This window comes from Sphingomonas sp. M1A8_2b, from assembly GCF_053345535.1.
This window is the reverse complement of the sequence record NZ_JBKFAH010000003.1, coordinates 55,264-73,357: the sequence shown is the minus strand read 5'-3', so window position 1 is coordinate 73,357 and position 18,094 is coordinate 55,264. Positions and strand designations below refer to the sequence as shown.

General features: G+C 68.1%; 11 protein-coding genes. 2 read left to right on the top strand and 9 right to left on the bottom strand.

The window, feature by feature from the left end:
• Positions 1 to 61: 61 nt before the first annotated feature.
• The 8 genes from ACLBWL_RS12835 to ACLBWL_RS12800 form a co-directional block, all read right to left on the bottom strand.
• Positions 62 to 3,601 carry a hydantoinase B/oxoprolinase family protein gene (locus tag ACLBWL_RS12835; RefSeq protein ID WP_447793628.1) on the bottom strand — a complete coding sequence of 1,180 codons (3,540 nt, stop codon included), beginning with the start codon at positions 3,599 to 3,601 and terminating at the stop codon, positions 62 to 64.
• 7 nt (positions 3,602 to 3,608) lie between these two features.
• On the bottom strand, positions 3,609 to 4,670 hold the full coding sequence (locus ACLBWL_RS12830) for a PLP-dependent cysteine synthase family protein (protein WP_447793626.1): 1,062 nt from the start codon (positions 4,668 to 4,670) through the stop codon (positions 3,609 to 3,611).
• Positions 4,667 to 6,703, bottom strand: coding sequence for a M3 family metallopeptidase (locus ACLBWL_RS12825; RefSeq protein WP_447793625.1), 2,037 nt, complete (start codon positions 6,701 to 6,703; stop codon positions 4,667 to 4,669). Before ACLBWL_RS12825 ends, ACLBWL_RS12830 begins: the two co-directional genes overlap by 4 nt.
• A 10-nt stretch (positions 6,704 to 6,713) precedes the next feature.
• A complete protein-coding gene (locus ACLBWL_RS12820; RefSeq protein WP_447793623.1) occupies positions 6,714 to 8,120 on the bottom strand; it encodes an L-serine ammonia-lyase in 1,407 nt (468 codons plus the stop codon).
• Between the two features lie 32 nt (positions 8,121 to 8,152).
• Positions 8,153 to 8,812, bottom strand: a complete 660-nt coding sequence (locus tag ACLBWL_RS12815; RefSeq protein ID WP_447793621.1) for an alpha/beta fold hydrolase — start codon at positions 8,810 to 8,812, stop codon at positions 8,153 to 8,155.
• Between the two features lie 40 nt (positions 8,813 to 8,852).
• Complete coding sequence (locus ACLBWL_RS12810; protein WP_121905151.1) at positions 8,853 to 10,154, bottom strand: CitMHS family transporter; 1,302 nt, start codon at positions 10,152 to 10,154, stop codon at positions 8,853 to 8,855.
• Positions 10,155 to 10,370: 216 nt separating this feature from the next.
• Entirely contained in the window at positions 10,371 to 11,858 is a 1,488-nt protein-coding gene (locus ACLBWL_RS12805; protein ID WP_447793618.1) for a porin, read from the bottom strand.
• On the bottom strand, positions 11,855 to 12,940 hold the full coding sequence (locus ACLBWL_RS12800; protein ID WP_447793616.1) for an ABC transporter substrate-binding protein: 1,086 nt from the start codon (positions 12,938 to 12,940) through the stop codon (positions 11,855 to 11,857). The genes ACLBWL_RS12805 and ACLBWL_RS12800 overlap by 4 nt, the downstream gene beginning before the upstream one ends.
• A 109-nt stretch (positions 12,941 to 13,049) precedes the next feature.
• On the opposite strand from ACLBWL_RS12800, the gene ACLBWL_RS12795 reads away from it, so the two are divergent.
• Complete coding sequence (locus ACLBWL_RS12795; protein ID WP_447793614.1) at positions 13,050 to 13,715, top strand: response regulator transcription factor; 666 nt, start codon at positions 13,050 to 13,052, stop codon at positions 13,713 to 13,715.
• Entirely contained in the window at positions 13,705 to 15,102 is a 1,398-nt protein-coding gene (locus tag ACLBWL_RS12790) for a sensor histidine kinase (RefSeq protein ID WP_447793612.1), read from the top strand. The genes ACLBWL_RS12795 and ACLBWL_RS12790 overlap by 11 nt, the downstream gene beginning before the upstream one ends.
• Here the strand turns inward: ACLBWL_RS12790 and ACLBWL_RS12785 are convergent.
• Entirely contained in the window at positions 15,094 to 18,093 is a 3,000-nt protein-coding gene (locus tag ACLBWL_RS12785; RefSeq protein WP_447793610.1) for a glycosyl hydrolase family 28-related protein, read from the bottom strand. The two genes, ACLBWL_RS12790 and ACLBWL_RS12785, sit on opposite strands and share 9 nt — an antisense overlap.
• Position 18,094 lies beyond the last annotated feature (1 nt).

Below are 18,094 nucleotides of genomic sequence, written 5' to 3'. Positions count from 1 at the left end.
CGGGGTGGTGTGTGACGCCTCTGTCACGTTGCCGCAACCGGTCGTCGTACCGGGCAGCGGATCAAATGGGTCCGAAACCACCGCCACCAGGTGTTTCGATCACGAACACATCGCCCGGCCGCATGTCGACCTTGGCGGTGGAGCCGAGGTGCTCGACGCTGCCATCGGCGCGCTCGACGGTTGCCGAGCCCAGCCCTCCGGCCTCGCCGCCCGCCATCCCGAACGGGGCCACGCGACGGCGGTTGGCGAGGATGCACGCGGTCATCTCTTCGAGGAAGCGCACGCGGCGCGTCCCACCGTCGCCGCCGCGGTGCGCGCCTGCCCCGCCCGAGCCGCGGCGGATCGAGAATTCCTCCAGCAGCACCGGGAAGCGCGTTTCAAAGATTTCGGGGTCGGTCAGCCGGCTGTTGGTCATGTGCGTCTGGATCACCGACGCGCCGTCGAAACCGGGGCCCGCACCCGCTCCTCCCGCGATAGTCTCGTAATATTGGTGCGTGTCGTTGCCGAAGGTGAAGTTGTTCATCGTCCCCTGGCTCGCCGCCATCGCGCCGAGCGCGCCGAACAGCGCGTCGGTGACGACCTGGCTCGTCTCGACATTGCCGGCGACGACCGCGGCCGGATAGCGCGGGTTGAGCATCGAGCCTTCGGGCACGCGGATCGTCACGCCGCGCAGGCAACCGTCGTTGAGCGGGACCGCCTCGTCGATCAGTGCGCGGACGACGTAGAGTACGGCGGCGCGGACGATCGAGACGGGGGCGTTGAAGTTGGTTGGGCGCTGGTCACTGGTGCCGGCGAAGTCGACGGCCATCGTTGCGGCATCGCGGTCGACGCGGACGGCCACGCGGACGACTGCGCCGTCGTCCATCTCGTAGGCGAACGCGCCGTCGTCGAGAGTCGCGATCAGGCGGCGGATGGCGGCGTCGGCATTGGCTTGGACGTGCTCCATGTACGCCGCGACGACGTCCGTGCCGTATTCGTCCGCGAGCCGCGTAAGCCCGGTCGCGCCTCGCGTGCAGGCGGCAAGTTGCGCGGCGAGATCGGCGATGTTCTGGTCGATGTTGCGCGCGGGATAGGGGCCGCTCGCGAACACTGCGCGCAGTTCGGTTTCGAGGAACCGGCCTTCGTCGACCACCAGTACGTTGTCGAGCAGCACGCCCTCTTCCTCGACCGAGCGGCTTTCGGGCGGCATTGATCCGGGCGTGATACCGCCGACGTCTGCGTGGTGCCCGCGGGCGGCTACGAAGAACGCCGGCGCGTCATTGTCGTGTGCAAAGACCGGCATGATGACGGTGATGTCGGGCAGGTGCGAGCCGCCGCGATACGGCGCGTTGAGCGCGTAGGCATCGCCGCGGCGGATACCGCGGCCGTCTGCGCCGCCGCCTCGCGCGTCGATGATCGTGCGAATGCTTTCGCCCATCGAGCCCAGATGGACCGGGATGTGCGGCGCGTTCGCGACGAGGTTGCCGTGCGCGTCGAACAGCGCGCAACTGAAGTCGAGCCGCTCGCGGATGTTGACCGACGCGGCGGAGCGCTGGAGTGCGGCGCCCATTTCTTCGGCGATGCTCATGAACAGACCGGCGAAGATGGCCAGACGGACCGGGTCGGATTCGGTGCCGATGCTCGCGCCGACGCGGGGTGCGATGCGGTCGAGGATCAGATTGCCGATCGGATCGACGCGCGCGCGCCAGCCTGGCTCGACGATCGTGGTCGAGACGCTGTCGAGGATCAGCGCGGGGCCGTCGATGGCGTGTCCGGCGGGGAGGCCTTCGCGCGCTAGGACGGGCGTGTCTTGCCATGCGCCGGCCATGTAGACCGGGGCGACCGCCAGCGGTGAGGCTGGCTCGTCGGGGAAGGCAACTCGTGCCGCGTCGATCGGCGGACTATCGGCGATCGCCTCGGCGACGATCCGGTCGGCGATCAGCGGTGCCTCGCTGGCGAACCCGAACTGCGCGATGTGCGCGGCGTCGAACGCGGCTATCATCGCAGCCGGCTCGGCGAGATCGAGTTCGATGGTGTGGTCGGTCTGGCCCCGGCGGAGATGGACGCGGCGTTCGATCCGTACGTCATCCGCCGTGACGCCCTGCGCTACCAATGCTTCGCGCGCGGCCTCCGCCAGCCCGTCCAACGCCTGCGTGATCGCGGCATAGTCCGCGAACGCAGCACCCGAGGTCGCCTCGCGGAGCACGCGACGATCGGCCAGCCCCATACCATACGCCGACAGCACGCCGGCCAGCGGGTGGATCATCACCCGGTCCATCGCCAGCGCGTCGGCGACGAGACACGCATGCTGCCCCCCGGCTCCACCGAAGCAGGCGAGCGTGTAGCGCGTCACGTCATGCCCCCGCGCGACGGAAATCGTCCGGATCGCATTCGCCATGTTCGCCACCGCAACCGCGACGAACCCTTCGGCGGCGACCTGCGGATCGAGCGGCAATTCCGCGAACCGGGCGGTCACCGCCTCGGCATCGAGCGGCTGGTCGCCCGCCGGTCCGAACAGCGCCGGGAAGAACTCGGGCCGCACTTTCCCCAGCATCACATTGCAGTCGGTCACGGTCAGCGGGCCACCGCGGCGGTAGCACGCAGGCCCCGGCACCGCGCCCGCGCTCTCGGGGCCGACGATCAGCCGCTCGCCGTCGAACCGACAGATCGAGCCGCCGCCCGCAGCGACGGTGTGAATTCGCAGCATCGGCGCGCGGATGCGCGCGCCGGCGATCAACGTCTCGGTGTCGCGTTCGTACGTGCCGGCATAGTGCGACACGTCGGTCGAGGTACCGCCCATGTCGAAACCGATGACGTGCTCGAACCCGGCCTCGCGAGCGGTCGCGGCCATGCCGACGATGCCGCCCGCCGGCCCCGACAGGATCGCGTCCTTGCCGCGAAAACCTGCGCCGTCGACCAGTCCGCCCGACGACTGCATGAACAACGCGCCCCGCCCCAGCGCCTCACTCAGGCCCGCGACATAGCGATCGACGACCGGCGACAGATACGCATCGACGACGGTCGTATCGCCGCGCCCGATCAGCTTGATCAGCGGCGCTACGCGGTGGCTGACCGAGATTTGCGTGAAGCCGATCTCGGTTGCGATTGCCGCTATCGCTTCCTCGTGCGCGGTGAAGCGATAGCCGTGCATGAGAACGATCGCGACCGCGCACAAACCGCTATCGAATGCGGCCTGCAATCCTACGCGGGCCGCATCGACGTCGAGCGGACGGAGCACATCGCCCTCCGCCCCGACCCGCTCGTCGATCTCCACGACGTGCGCGAACAGCGGCGGCGGGCGGTTCACGTCGCGCGCGAAGATATCAGACCGCTCCTGGTGACCGATCAGCAGCGCATCGCCAAACCCGCGCGTGATCGCGAGGCACGTCGGCTCGCCCTTGCGCTCGAGCAACGCGTTGGTCGCGACCGTCGTCCCGATCCGTAGTTCGAGCGGGACGTCCGCCCCGTCGGTCAGCCGCCGGATCGCCTCGACCGCCGCATCACCATAGCGCTCGGGATCCTCGGAGAGCAGCTTGGCGGTGACGATCCGTCCGTCCGGTTGCCGCGCGACGACGTCGGTGAACGTGCCGCCGCGGTCGATCCAGAACTGCCATGGGGTCATCGGTTGCTCAGCCCAGAAATTGCGTCATCCGCGCCGCTGCCCCGGTCCACGCGACCCCGCGATCGTCGAGCCATGCGTCGTCGTAATAGGTGCAGCCATAGCGGTCGCCGCCATCGCACAACAGCGTGACGATGCTCCCCGTCTCGCCCGCCGCCGCCATCTCCTCGACGAGTCCGGCGCACGCCCAGAGGTTGGTCCCGGTCGAGCCGCCGACGCGCCGCCCGAGCCGGTCCGACAGCGCGCGCATCGCACCGATGCTGTCGCCATCCTCGACCGCGATCATCCGGTCGATGACGCTCGGCACGAAGCTCGGCTCGACGCGCGGGCGGCCAATGCCTTCTATCCGCGACGCGCACCCTTCGGGTAACGCGACCACCGAGCGGTCCTCGAAATGGCGGTGAAACACCGAGTGCACCGGGTCCGCGACGCACAGTTTCGTGTCGTGGCGGCAATAGCGGATGAACCGCCCGATCGTCGCCGACGTGCCGCCGGTCCCCGCGCCGCAGACGATCCAAGACGGGCACGGATGCTCCTCCTCGGCCATCTGCGCGAAGATGCTTTCGGCGATGTTGTTGTTGCCGCGCCAGTCGGTCGCGCGCTCGGCATAGGTGAACTGGTCGAGATAATGCCCGCCCGTCTCCGCGGCGAGCCGGTGCGAGACCGCGTAGACGGTGCGCGGATCGTCGACCATGTGGATCTCGCCGCCGTGAAAGCGGATCGCGTCGAGCTTGGGGCTAGCGGTCGTCGCGGGCACCACCGCGATGAAGCGCAGCCCTAGCATCCTGGCGAAATACGCCTCCGACACCGCGGTCGACCCCGACGAGGATTCGATCACCGTCGTCTCCGGCCCGATCCATTCGTTGCACAGCGCATACAGGAACAGCGAGCGCGCGAGCCGGTGCTTGAGGCTGCCGGTCGGGTGCGAGCTCTCGTCCTTCAAGTACAGCACGATACCGGGGTACCGCGGCAGATCGACACGGATCAGGTGCGTGTCGGCGGACCGGTTATAGTCCGCCTCGATCCGCCGCACCGCCTCCGACAACCAGCGCCGGTCGACGCGCTTCGTCACCCTTGCAGCCCGTGACGGACCAGCATCGCGGTCGGCTCGGGATCACGCCCGCGGAACGCGCGGAAGCTCTCCGCCGCCGGCCGTGTCGCACCGCGCGCGAGCACTTCCTCTCGGAACCGGTCGCCGGTCTTGCGATCGACCAGTCCCGCCTCCGCGAACGCCTCGAAGCCATCCGCCGCCAGCAATTCGGCGTACAGATAGCTGTAATAGCCCGACGCATAGCCGCCTGCGAAAATGTGGCTGAACGCGTGCGGGAAGCGGTGCCATGCGGGCGGGCGGATCACCGCCACCTCGTCGCGCACCGCCTCGATCACCTCGATCGGGTCGCTGCCCATCGTGCCGAGATGCAGCAGCAGGTCGAACAGCGCGAACTCGACCTGGCGCAGGATGAACATCCCCGCCTGGAAATGCCGCGCCTTCACCATCCGCTCGAACAGGTCGGCGGGGAGCTTCTCGCCGGTCTTGTAGTGGCCGGACATGCCGGTCAGCACGTCCTTGTCCCAGGCGAAATCCTCCATCAGCTGGCTCGGCAGCTCGATCGCGTCCCATTCGAAGCCGTTGGTGCCGGCGATGCTCGGCCGGTTCACCTTGGTGAAGAGCAGGTGGATGCAGTGGCCGGTCTCGTGCAGCAGCGTCGTCACGTCGTTGTGGCTGAGCAGCGACGGCGTCTCGCCACCATCCGGCGCGAAGTTACAGACGAGATACGCGACCGGCACCGTCACGGTGTTGCCGTCGTGCAGCCTCGGTCGCGCCTGCGCCATCCACGCGCCGCCACGCTTGCCGGTGCGTGCGTGGAGGTCGAGATACAGCCCGGCGAACACCGTCCCGCTCTCGTCCACCACGTCGAAGAACCGCGCATCGTCATGATACAGCGACACGTCGTCGCGCTCGACGAGCTTGATGCCGAACAGCCGCTGCATCAGCGTCTGCCAGCCCTCCATCACCCGCTCGACCGGGAAATACGCCTTCACCACCTGCGCATCGACCGCATAGCGATCCTGCCGCAACCGGTTCGACACGAAGCCCGCATCCCAAGGCTCGAAATCGGCGATCCCGAGCTGCTCGGCCGCAAACGTCTTCAGTTCGGCGAGGTCACGCTCCGCCGCCGGCTTCGCCCGCCGTGCCAGATCGCGCAGGAACGCGATCACCTCGGCGCCATTGGGCGCCATCTTCGTTTCCAGCGACCATGCGACCGGATCGGTAAAGCCGAGCAGCTTGGCGCCCTCATGCCGCAGCTCGAGGATACGCGCGATCCGCGCACTGTTGTCGAACTCGCCCGCGTTCGGCCCCTGGTCCGACGCGCGGGTTGCGAATGCGCGATACATGCGCGCGCGCAACTCGCGGTTCTCGGCAAACGTGAGCACAGCGTTGACGCTCGGCTGTTGCAGCGTGACCAGCCAGCCCGCCTGCCCCTTCGCCTTGGCGGCATCCGCGAACATCGCCTTATCCGCATCCGAGATACCGGCGAGATCCGCCTCGTCCGTCACCAGTTCCGACCACGCATCGGTCGCATCCAGCACCGCGCTGCCGAACTCGTTCGACAACCCCGAAAGCTCGACGGAAATCTCGCTGAACCGGTCACGCGCCTCGGGTTCCAGCGCCACGCCCGACAGCGTGAAGTCGCGGATCGCCTGCTCCACCGCGACCCGGTCTTCGACGGGCAAGTCGGCGAACTCGGGCGACACGCTCAGCGCCACGAACACCTCGTACAGATCGCGGTTCTGCCCGACCTTCATGTCGTTCTCGACGAGCCGCTTCTGCCCCTCCGAATACGCCGCGCGCAGTTCGGGCGTGTCCGCGACGCCGTGCAGATGCGACACCGCCGACCAGATCGCGCCGATCTCGGTATTCGCACGCTCGTACGGCAGCCACGCGCCCGCGAAATCGGTCGGCCGCGCGGTCGTCAGCGCCTCGACCATCGCCTCATGCCGCGCGATCGCCTCGTCGAGCGCGGGCGCGATCTGGTCGGGCGACAGTTCGGCGAAACGGGGCAGCGACAGCGTATCGAGAAGCGGGTTCGTCGGGGCAGTCATGGATAATCCTTCAGCATTCGACGACGTTGACGGCCAGGCCACCAAGCGACGTCTCCTTATATTGCGAGCGCATGTCCTCACCGGTCTGGCGCATCGTCTCGATCACCGCATCGAGGCTGACGATATGGCGACCGTCCCCCCGCAGCGCCAGATACGCGGCGTTGATCGCCTTGATCGCACCCATCGTGTTGCGCTCGATGCACGGGATCTGGACCAGCCCGCCGATCGGATCGCAGGTCAGGCCGAGGTTGTGCTCCATGCCGATCTCGGCGGCATTCTCGATCTGTTCGTTGGTCCCGCCGAGCGCCGCGACGAGCGCGCCCGCCGCCATCGAGCACGCAACGCCGACCTCGCCCTGGCACCCCATCTCCGCCGCCGAGATCGACGCACGCTTCTTGTAGAGAAACCCGATCGCCGCCGCGGTCAGCAGGAAGTCGTGCGCGCCCTTCGGCGTAGGGTCCTTGGTAAAGGTCTCGTAGAAGCGCAGCACCGCCGGCAGCACGCCCGCCGCACCGTTGGTCGGCGCGGTCACGACGCGGCCCCCCGCGGCGTTTTCCTCGTTCACGGCCAGCGCATACAGGCTCACCCATTCGAACACCGCGGACGGATCGGCGGCAGTATCGCGCGCCTGCAATCCCTCGAACAACGCCTTCGCCCGCCGCGGCACCTTCAACCCACCCGGCAGGATACCGCCCTGCCGGCACCCGCGATCGATCGACGCGAACATGGCCGCGCGGACGGCATCGAGGAACGCGTCGGTCTCGCTCTCCGGTCGCCACGCAATCTCGTTCTCGCGGACGATGTCGGCGATCGTCATCCCCGTCGCATCGCCGGTCGCGAGCAGTTCCGCCCCCGACGAAAACGGCCGCGGCAACAGGATGTTCGCCTTGACCGGCCCCGACCCCGCCTCGACGATCGCCCCGCCACCGATCGAGAAATAGGTCCGCTCGACGCTGCGCCCGTCACCGAACGACGCGGTGAAGGTCACCGCGTTGGGATGCCCCGGCAGGAAGGTCTTCGAATGAAACAGGAGGTGCTGGCTCTCCTCGAACCCGATCTCCACCCGCTCCGCTAGCATCAGCCGCCCGCTCGACCGGATCGCCGCCAGTCGCACCGGGATCAGGTCTGGATCGATCGTCTCGGGCTGCGCGCCACTCAAGCCCAGCATCACCGCACTGTCGGTAGCATGCCCGCGGCCCGTCAGCGCCAGCGAACCGTACAGATCGACTCGCACCGCGACAGGCTGTTCGTCCGCGACCAAGTCGGCGAACAACCACGCTGCGCGCATTGGCCCAACGGTATGCGAACTCGACGGCCCGATCCCGATCGTGAACATGTCGAGGATGCTGATCGCCTGGTGGCAATCGGGCCGCGCTCGCGTGCGCTCGTCGGGGCGGTCGAAGGTCAGCGGATCCATGCCTTGCGCCATGCACCGCCAACGCGGCGATGTCAGCCGGATTTCAACCACTGGCGGAGCACCGCGGTGACCTCGCCCGGACGTTCGAGCGGGGACAAATGGCCGCAGCCGCGCAGCAGGTGGAAGTGCGCACCCGGAATCCGCAGGCTCAGCGACAGCGCGTCGTCGGGGGTGCAGATCCGGTCGCGATCGCCCACTGCGACCAGGGTGGGCACATGAATCGCGGCGATCGCCTCGCTGATATCCGGCCGAGCGAGCAGCGCACGTTGCTGGCGTTCAAACACGACCGGGCCGACTCGGTCGGCCATCGCCTGCGCCGGACCGCTGACGATCGCGGAGAGGCGCGGGTCGGCATGCGGCGCGGTAGCGAGCATCCCCTGCCCCGCGACGGTGCGCGGACGGACGTCCATCGATCCGCGCGTGCCGAACAGCGCGATCCGCTCGATCCGGTCGGGCGCCTGGCGGACCATCTCCATCGCGACGTAGCCGCCGAGGCTGACGCCCGCGACCGCGAACCGGGGCGGTGCGCTGGCGAGCACGCGCGCGGCCATCGCCGACAGCGTATCGTCCTGCGACAGGTCGCCGAACTCCACTTGCGCGATCCCGGCGAGGTCGACGATCTGGCGGGCCCAGAGCTGCCCGTCGCAACCCATCGCGGGGAGCAGCATCAACGGTGTACGCGGTCGGATCATGCGGAAGCTCCGGTAGCGGCGGGTTGCGGGGATGCTCACCTCAGGCGACGAACGGGAAGGCGAGCGCGATCATGCCGACCAGCGTCATCACCGTGCAGACGCCGATCGCCGGCACGAGCGTGAAGCGCTGGTGATCGGCGAGGTCGATCCCGACCAAGCTGACCAGCAAATAGGTCGACGGCACCAGCGGGCTGAGCAGGTGGACCGGCTGGCCCATCAGCGACGCACGGGCGATCGCCTCGGGCGCGACGCCATAATGCGCGCCGGCCTCGGCGAGGATCGGCAGCATCCCGAAATAGAACGCGTCGTTCGAGATGAAGAAGGTGAACGGCATGCTCAGCACGGCGGTGATCGGCGCCATGTACGGCCCGAGCGCGGGCGGGATCACGCCGACCACCGCCTTGCTCATCGCCTCGACCATGCCGGTGCCGCCGAGAATCCCGGTGAAGATGCCCGCCGCGAAGATCAGCGAAACGACCGCGAGCACGTTGCCGGCATGCGCGGAAATGCGCTCCTTCTGGTCGGCGACGCCGGGATAATTGACGATCATCGCGATCGCGAACGCCAGCATCATCAGCACCGACAACGGCAGGATACCCCACACCAGCAACGTCAGCAGCGTGATGACGAGCGCGGCGTTGAACCAGATCAGCTTGGGGCGACGTGCTTCGGGATATTGCGACACGGCCATGCCGGTGAACTCGGTATCGGCGGTGATCCCCGCTTCACCCATTCGGACGCGTTCTTTCCGCCCGAAATATACGGCGAGGCCGATCAGGAAGGCGAGGCCGGCGATCATGCCGGGGATCAGCGGCAGGAACAGCGTCGCCGGATCGAGCTTCAGTGCACTCGCTGCGCGCGCGGTCGGGCCGCCCCACGGCGTCAGATTCATGATCCCGCTCGTCGTCATCAACAGGCATACGAGATACAGCCGGTTCATGTTGAAGCGCTTGTAGAGCGGCAGCAGCGCGGCGATCGTGATGATGTAGGTGGTCGACCCGTCGCCATCGAGGCTGACGAGCGCGCACAGCACGACCGTGCCGATCAGGATCCGCATCGGATCGCCGTGGACCATCCGGATCAGCCGTCCGACCAGCGGATCGAACAGCCCGGTGTCGGTCATCGTCGAGAAGAACAGGATCGCGAACAGCAGCATGACGCCGGTCGGCGCGAGGTTCTTGATGCCGTCGATCATCATCGGGCCGAGACCCGCGGCCTCACCCGCGAACACGCCAAAGATCGACGGGATCACGATGAGCGCGACCAGCGGCGTCATCTTCTTGGTCATGATCAACGTCATGAACGTGGCGACCATCAGGAAGCCGAGCAGGGCAAGGTTCATCGCATCGTCCTAGAAAAGGGCGTGAATAGGGTTGGCGTAGGGTCGAATACGGGCGCCGAAAATCGATCGGTCCGGGTCGACGGACGCGCTGTTTTCTCCGTCATGCCGGGCTCGTTCCGGCATCCACGGTGGCGCACAATCGAGAGAGTTTGATTTGCGGAACGGTGGACCCCGGAACCAGTCCGGGGTGACGGGATAATTTGGCGAACGTCCACATCAGAACGTAACCCCGACACGCGCGCTGACCGTCTGCCCGCTGTCGTTGCCGACATAGTCGCCGGCGCGGTTGTCGGTGTTCCACTGGATCGCGTTCACCTGGAAGCGGGTGAAGGAGTTGAGGTACCAGTTGACGCCTACCGTCGCCGCCCAGCCATCGCCGCCGGTCAGCAGATTGTCGAAATCGAGGCTTTCGTAGCGCGCGGTCAGCTCGATCGCGCCGACCCCGCCGTCGAACGTGGGCTTCAACACCTTGGGCTGGCCGAAGCTGCCAAGCCGCGGGTTGTACGGTGGCAGGTCGCCGGTCAGGAACAAGCCGCCCGAGACGCTCCATGCCTTGCTGACGAAATCGGGACGCCCACCGTCGAGCCGCGCGTTGCGGCGGCCCGCCTCGCCCATCACCCACAACGGCCCACGATAGCCGCCGAGCTCGACGCCGTATCCGGTCGTACCGGTGCCGCCGATCAGCGGCCCGGTCGACACGCGCAGCGCCCCGTTGAAGCGCCCGCCGATCACCGTGTTGCGCGTCAGCGTGCCCGCGACCGACGACAGCGATTCGTCGAAGCCCCAGGCCCCGACATGCAGCGCGCCGGTGTCCGACTTGATCGGGTTCCAGTGCGCACGCGCCAGCACGGTACGGCTGTCGCCGACCGACTGATCGCCATCGATCCGGTCGCCGGTGACGGTCACCGAGGCGTGGCCGGTCTTCCAGAACACGCGCGGCATCACGCCGATACCGTAGAAACCACGCTGCGGGATGATCGCGGTGGCGACGGTGGTGCGTTCGAGGAACGGCGTCGAATCCGAGCCGGTCGACCCTTCGAAGCCGCGATCGTTGAACAAATGACCGGCGCGGACGTCGTAGTCGAGGCCGGGCTTGATCTTGTTGCGCCAGCCGACGAACGCGGTGACGACGTCGACCTCGTTCTCCGAGAAGTCGCTCTCGAACTGGTAGAAGAAATGCGTGCCGACGCCGCCTTCGAGACCGAGGCGGAGTGCGCGCATGCCGGTCGTCGTGATGTTGCGGCCGTCGTACTTCGAGCCGAAGCTTGAGCTGACGTCGGTCAGGATGCGGCCGCGCGGCTTGAAGGTGTAGACGCCGTCCGCCGAATGGAAGACGGGCAGGCCGGCGCCCCATTCGGTGGTCACGCCCGACGGATTGTCACGTGCGGCAACCGCTTGCGCGACGCTGCGATCGGCCGGGCCGGGAGGGGCGAGCTGCGGCGCGAACGGCACCGTGCGACGCGGTTCGGTGTTCTGCGCCACAGCCTGTGGAGGCGCGACCGCCTGTGGCGGAGCAACCGGAGGCGCGGTTTGCGCAACGGCGGCGGCATTCTCCAGCCGATCGAGCCGCGACTTCAATGCGGCGATCTCGGCAGCCTGCGCGCGCACCAGCGCCCCAAGATCGGCATCGCTGGGGGTCTGCGCGAGGGCGGGGGTGGCGGCGATGAGCGCGAGTGCGGCGCAGCCGGTACGGAAGAGGATCATGGGGCTTTGGCTCCGGTGGCGAGAATCGCGGTCCAGTCGCGCAGGAAACGCTGGCGCTTGACGCGGTCGAGGTTGACGAGAAGTTGCGGGCCCACGCGGATGGGTCGCGCCTGGGCTGCGGGAAGACGGCGGGCGGGGACGTCGGTGCGAACCGGCCACAAGCTGCGTTTCGCGAGCAGCGACTGGCCCTCGCGCGACAGCAGGAAATCGAGGAACAGCTTGGCCGCGGCAGGATGCGCCGCATCGCGCGCGATGAACGCGATCCGCGACGTGACGAGTGTATAATCCTGGAGGAACGCCACGCCGAGCCGCGGATCGGTGCGCGCGCGTTCCAGCGCGTAGGAGCCGATGACGTTGTACGCGATCGCCTGCCGCCCCTCGGCGACACCGCGCAGCATCGGCTCGGTGGTCAGCGACAGGACCGGCTTGGTGGCGGCGATCGCCTCCAGAAGCGACCGCGTATCGCGCGTCGTCGCCATGTCCTGCGTCAGATACAGATAGCCGGTGTTCGAGCGCGCGGGGTCGAACGTGGTCACCTTGCCGGTGAAGGCGCGGCGGTTCTGCCGCAGCATCGCCTCGAGCGCGGCATGCGTGCGCGGCACGCGCGCGGCGGGGATCAGACGTTTGTTGTAGACCATCCCGATCGGCTCGGCGGTGACGCCGAAGCCCATGTTCTTCCACACCGATACCGGCGGCAAAGCGGGCTTTTCGGGGCTGGCATAGCCTTGCGCGAAGCCGTCGTTGATCAGCTTCACCTGGAGATCCATCGCCGACGACCAGACCAGATCGGCGGACATCCGGTGCGCGCGCGTTTCCGTCACGAAGCGGCGGTACATCTCGGTCGAACCGAGGTCGGCGTAGAGCACGGTGATGCCGGGATACCGTTTCCGGAACGCAGCGACGACCGGCAGCAGTTCGGCGCGATCGGCGTTGCCGTAGATGCGGACCTGTCGCTCGACACGCGCGTCGTCGATCAACTGGTCGTAGGATCGCGGATAGCCCGCCGGGCGCTGCGCCACTGCCGTCGCGGCAAGCGTCAGCCCCGTAGCCAGCAGTGCGATCTTCAGAAAAATTCGTGCCATCGTCACTCTCCTCGCCTTCCGTCTCTGTGTTCGGATAGACTGCATCGGTGGAGTACGAAGCGAACCTGTCACCAACCTTTCACGCCGGTCGGGCGAGGGATGAACCGTTTTGCGCATCCTGCTGATCGAAGACGACGCCGCGCTCGCGCGCAGTATCGCGGCGCTGTTGCGCGCAGGCGGCAACGCGGTCGATCACGTCGCGACCGGTGAGGAGGCGCTGTCGGTGGTCGCCGGCGAGCCCTATGCGCTGGTGATCCTCGATGTCGGGCTGCCCGGGATCGACGGCTTTGCGGTGCTCGAAACGCTGCGGCGGCGCGGCGAGCGGGTGCCGGTGCTGATGCTGACCGCACGCGATGCGCTAGACGACCGTGTACGCGGGCTCGATCTTGGCGCCGACGATTATCTGCGCAAACCGTTCGAGCCAGAGGAACTGGAGGCGCGGGTGCGGGCGCTCGGACGGCGGCGAGGCGGCGATCCGCTGCCGGTGCTCGTCGTGGGTACTCTCACGATCAACCGCTCGTCGGGGGATGCGGACATCGCCGGCCGTGCGCTCGACCTGCGTCGGCGCGAGCGCGCGGTGCTTGAGACGCTCGCCACCCGAGCCGGCCGCGTGGTGCCCCGCGCGCTGCTGATCGGCGAAGTGTTCGGGTTCGACGAACCGGTCGGCGACAATGCGATCGAGGTCCATGTCACGCGGCTGCGCGGCAAGCTTGCGCCCGACGGCCCCGGTATCCGCACGGTCCGCGGCGTGGGCTACATGCTCGATGCCGGCTGAGACGCGGACTCCTGCGCTACGCACCCGCCTGCTGGTCGCGGTGCTCGGGCCGTTGCTGGCGGCGGCGATCCTGATCGGCGTGGTCGGCGCGACGCTGATCGCCGACGTCGTCCGCCGCACCAACGATCGCGTGCTCGGCGGTGCGCTCGGCGCGATCGCCGAGACGGTGCAGGTCGAACGCGGCGAGGTGACGCTCGATCTTCCCTCCGCCGCGTTCGGGATGCTGGAGAACACCGAGCGCGACAACGTCTATTACCGCGTCGCCGTCGGGCCGGACCTGCTCACCGGCTACGCGGACCTGCCAGCCCCCGATCCCGCCACGCTCTCGATCGACGTCCCGCGCTATCGCTTCGCGCGCTACCGCGGCCAGCAGATCCGCATCGCCGAAGTCCGCCGCTCGCTCCCTCGGATCGACAAGCCCGTGATCGTCCAGATCGCCGAGACGCTCGACAATCGCGGTGCGCTCACCCGCCGCCTCATGCTCGCGCTGCTGATCGGCGAATGCGTCCTCGTCGGTGCGGCGGCACTGCTGCTGCGACCTGCGCTAGGCTGGAGCCTTCGTCCGCTCGCCCGCCTCCGCGGCGCGATCGAGGCGCGCGACGAACGTGCACGCCCGGATTTCTCGCCGCTGGACACGGGTCCCCTTCCCCGCGAGCTGCGCCCACTCGCCGGCGCGTTCGACCGGCTCCTGGCGCAGCTCGACACCGCCACCGTCGGCGTCCGCCGCTTCACCGCCGACGCCTCGCACCAGATGCGCACGCCGCTGTCGGTGCTGAAAGTCCAGGTCGCGCTCGCCCGGCGCGGCTCCGACGCCGAACGCCGCGAAGCGCTCGACGAGATCGCCGATGCGGTCACGAGGCTCGAACGGCTGGTCACGCAGCTGCTCGCGCTCGCCCGCGCCGAGGAAGCGGGCGTCTCCGCGCCCCTCGAAGCAGTCGACCTGCATGAGGTCGCCGCCGCGGTCATCACCCGCCGGATCAACCAGGCGATCGAGGCCGGCGTCGACCTGACGCTCGATAGCGAAGACGACGCGCGTCACATCGTGTCGGGCCACCGGACGCTGATCTTCGAGATCCTGTCGAACCTGATCGACAACGGAATCCGTTACAACGCGGTGGGCGGCACGGTTTCGGTCAGGCTGGTGACCTCCGCATCGGACACCGCGGTCGTCGTCGCGGACGACGGCCCCGGTATCCCGCCCGCGTGCCGCGACACGGTGTTCGACCGGTTCGTTCGCCTCGGCGGCGTCGCGAGCCCGGAGGGAAGCGGGCTCGGCCTCGCCATCGTCCGCTCCGCCGCAGCCCGGTTGAACGCGACGATCGGCTTCGGCGATGCCGCGCGCGGCACCACGCTCATCCTGCGCTTCCCGCGCGTGGCGTCAGAGTGAGACGCCGTACAGCGCATGGTGCGCGAGAATGAACAGCGTGCGCCCGTCCGCGCCGCCGATCACGAGCTGGAGCGGCCGTTCGGGAACATCGATCCGCCGCAGCAACGTGCCGGCGGGATCGTAGACGAACACCTGCCCGTTCGCGACGTACAGATTGCCCGCCGCATCGCGCGCGACGCTCTCGCCGCCACGATCGGCGACGATCTTGAGATCGGTGACGCGACCCTGATCGCCGACGAGGCCCGAATAGGTGCGCCCTTCGGAGGCGTTGGTGAGCACGACGCGCTCGCCGGGCTTGGCGGCAACGAAGCCGTTCGCGTCGAGCGTATCCGACCAGCGCCAACCCTGATGATCGTCGGGCCCCTGGTTCCATACGCGGAACGCGGGCAATGCCAGCGACCCGTCGGGCGAGACATATTCCTGCGGCTTGGCCTCGCCCATCTTCGTCGTGAAGAAGTCGGTCATCGTCGGGAACTGGTAGGTCGTCGGATCGATCCGGTCGGCGAACTCGCCGTTCGCCCACACGTTGACGGGCAGCACTGTCGCGGCGTCGCGGCGCGCGCGGACCGGCGTCGGCGAGATCACCGTCACCGCGGCAGGCTTGGCCGGATCGATGCTGTAGACCGTGCCGTCGCGACCCGCCGAGGACAACACGAGCAAGTCGCCCGAGCGATCCACCGCCAGATTGACCGCATCGAGCGGCGCCTCCGCGACGATCGACAGGCCCTCCGCCTTCGACCAGCCGTGAATTCGCTGGAACTGGCGATCGATGAAGTACAATTTGCCGTTCGCATCGACCGCCCCGCCGGCGATCGAATAGAAGCCGTCGGCGAGCTTCGCGACGCCCGGCGATACCGGCAACGCCGAGGCCGTCGCGGCGGCCGCGGGTGCCGCCGGAACGTCGAGCCTGGCGAATTCGAGTTCGCGGACCTCCTGCTGGCGGGTCATGTCCTTGATGCTGTTCTCGAACGGGAATTTGCTCGCGCGCAGATACGTGCCGCAGCCCTTCGCATCGCAGCTCGCGAACCCGCTCTCGGCGTTCACATGGACGTTGCGAAAGCGGATATCGCCCGAATTGTAGAGCTTCACCGCGGCGTCCATCGGCTTGATCGAGCGCGTGACGCGGTAGCCGTGATAATTGGCGAACAGGATGTTGCGCGAATTGCGGATCTCGGTCGAGATCGCGTTGACGCCGTCGCGCACCTCCTGCTCGGTCTGCGGCGCGAGGAACTCCCAGTTCTCGACATGATCGAGGACGATTTCGGCGCGGTAATGATGCTCGGCGGACAGTTCGTAGACATGGCCCGGCGTCTTGGTGTTCGAGACGTGGAACCCGGCCGAAGCGAGCGTGTTCGGCGACCACAAGGCGGCGAAGGTGCCGCCGCCGCCATCGGTGACCCAGATGCTCGGATACTGGCCGTCGAACCGCGCGCGCGGATCGCCGAAGCCGATCGGGCTGCCCTTGGTCAGCACGGTGCCGCCGCCGCCCTGGATCTTGACGTCGTTGACCATCGACGCCTCGCCCGCCTTCCACAGCAGCGCGGTCGCGCGCGGGTTCACGCCGCCGGTCCACAGACCCAGACCCGAGACGATCGCGTTGCCACCTTTCGCGCTCTGCAGCAGCGCCTTTGGACCGCCGACGCCCATATAGGCGGGCGTCTCGTCGGGCAGGTACAGATGCGTCAGGCTCGGGTGGAGCGCGATCAGCACGCTGTCGGGCCGCAGCCGGATCGTGTCGGTGACGCGGTAGCGACCGACCGGGAGATACACCACGCGGTGCGTGTCGATCGCGCGCTGCAACGCGGCGGTGTCATCGGTCGTGTCGTCGCCCTTCACGCCCAGATCGTGCGCGTTCGCCCAGTCGCGCACCGGCGGCAGCGCGGCGATCGCGGGCTTGCGTCGCTCGGGCAGGCGGGTGAGCGGCGCCATGGCGATATCGGTCGCATAGGCACCGATCTGGCCAAGCCCGGCGAGCTTCAGGCCGTAGGAGAAATCGCTGACCCGGTAGCGTGCCCCTGCCCCGGCGACGGTCTTGCCGCTGTCGCGAAACCGCACGAAAGTCGGCGTGTTCGATGCCACCGCATTGTCGAACCCGATCTGCGTGAAGACGCTGCTTTCGTTCGACACGACGACGCCCGCCTTCGCGACGTTCTCGAAGCGGACGTCCTTGCCGTACAGTGAATCCGAATAGCCGCGATCGATCTCGATCCCGACCGGCGTATCGCGGATCGCGACGTTGACCAGGGTCAGGTCGACCTCATGTTCGCGTATCGCGGCATCGCGCTGGCCCTGGAAGTCGGAATCGATCAGCGTGAACTGCCACGCGGGCGACGTCTTTTCGGACAGGATGCCATATCGGCCGCCGAAGAACTTCAGATCCTCGAACTCGTTGCCCGCCTGATAGACGCCCGCGAGGCCAGAGCCGATATGGAAGTCGACGTGCCGTAGATAACCGTGCTGCGCGACGCGGAACCGCACCGCGACCGCGCCGGCATTGCCCGCGCCGATCCGGAAATCGACGTTCGACAGCGCGGAATAGAAGGTGCTCGAGGTCGCGTCGAAGATCGCCGGGTCGAACGGCACGCTGGTGCGCGGCGGGACCGGCGCCTTGCCGACGCGGTACTGGTCCTCGCCGGTGAACGCGACCATTGCCGCGACGCCCGACGCGTAGCCCGCGCTGTTGTCACCGAGCACGATCTCCGGGCGAGTCGGGCCGACGCCGAAGATCCGGACGGCGGAGCGGACGAAGATCGTCCGGCTGATCCGGTATCGCCCGGACGGCAGGAACACGACCCCGCCATGCCCTCCGGCTGCGGCGGCATCGATCGCCTGCTGGAGCGCGACGCTGTCATCGGCGCGGCCATCGCCGACGCCCTTGACGGTGATCGCGCGAGGATCAGCGGGGGCGGTCAGGTAGACCGAGGTCGTCTTCGCCGAGGCCGGCGTCGAAAGCAGCAGCACCGCGGCGCCAAGCAGCCATCTCGCGTCCATC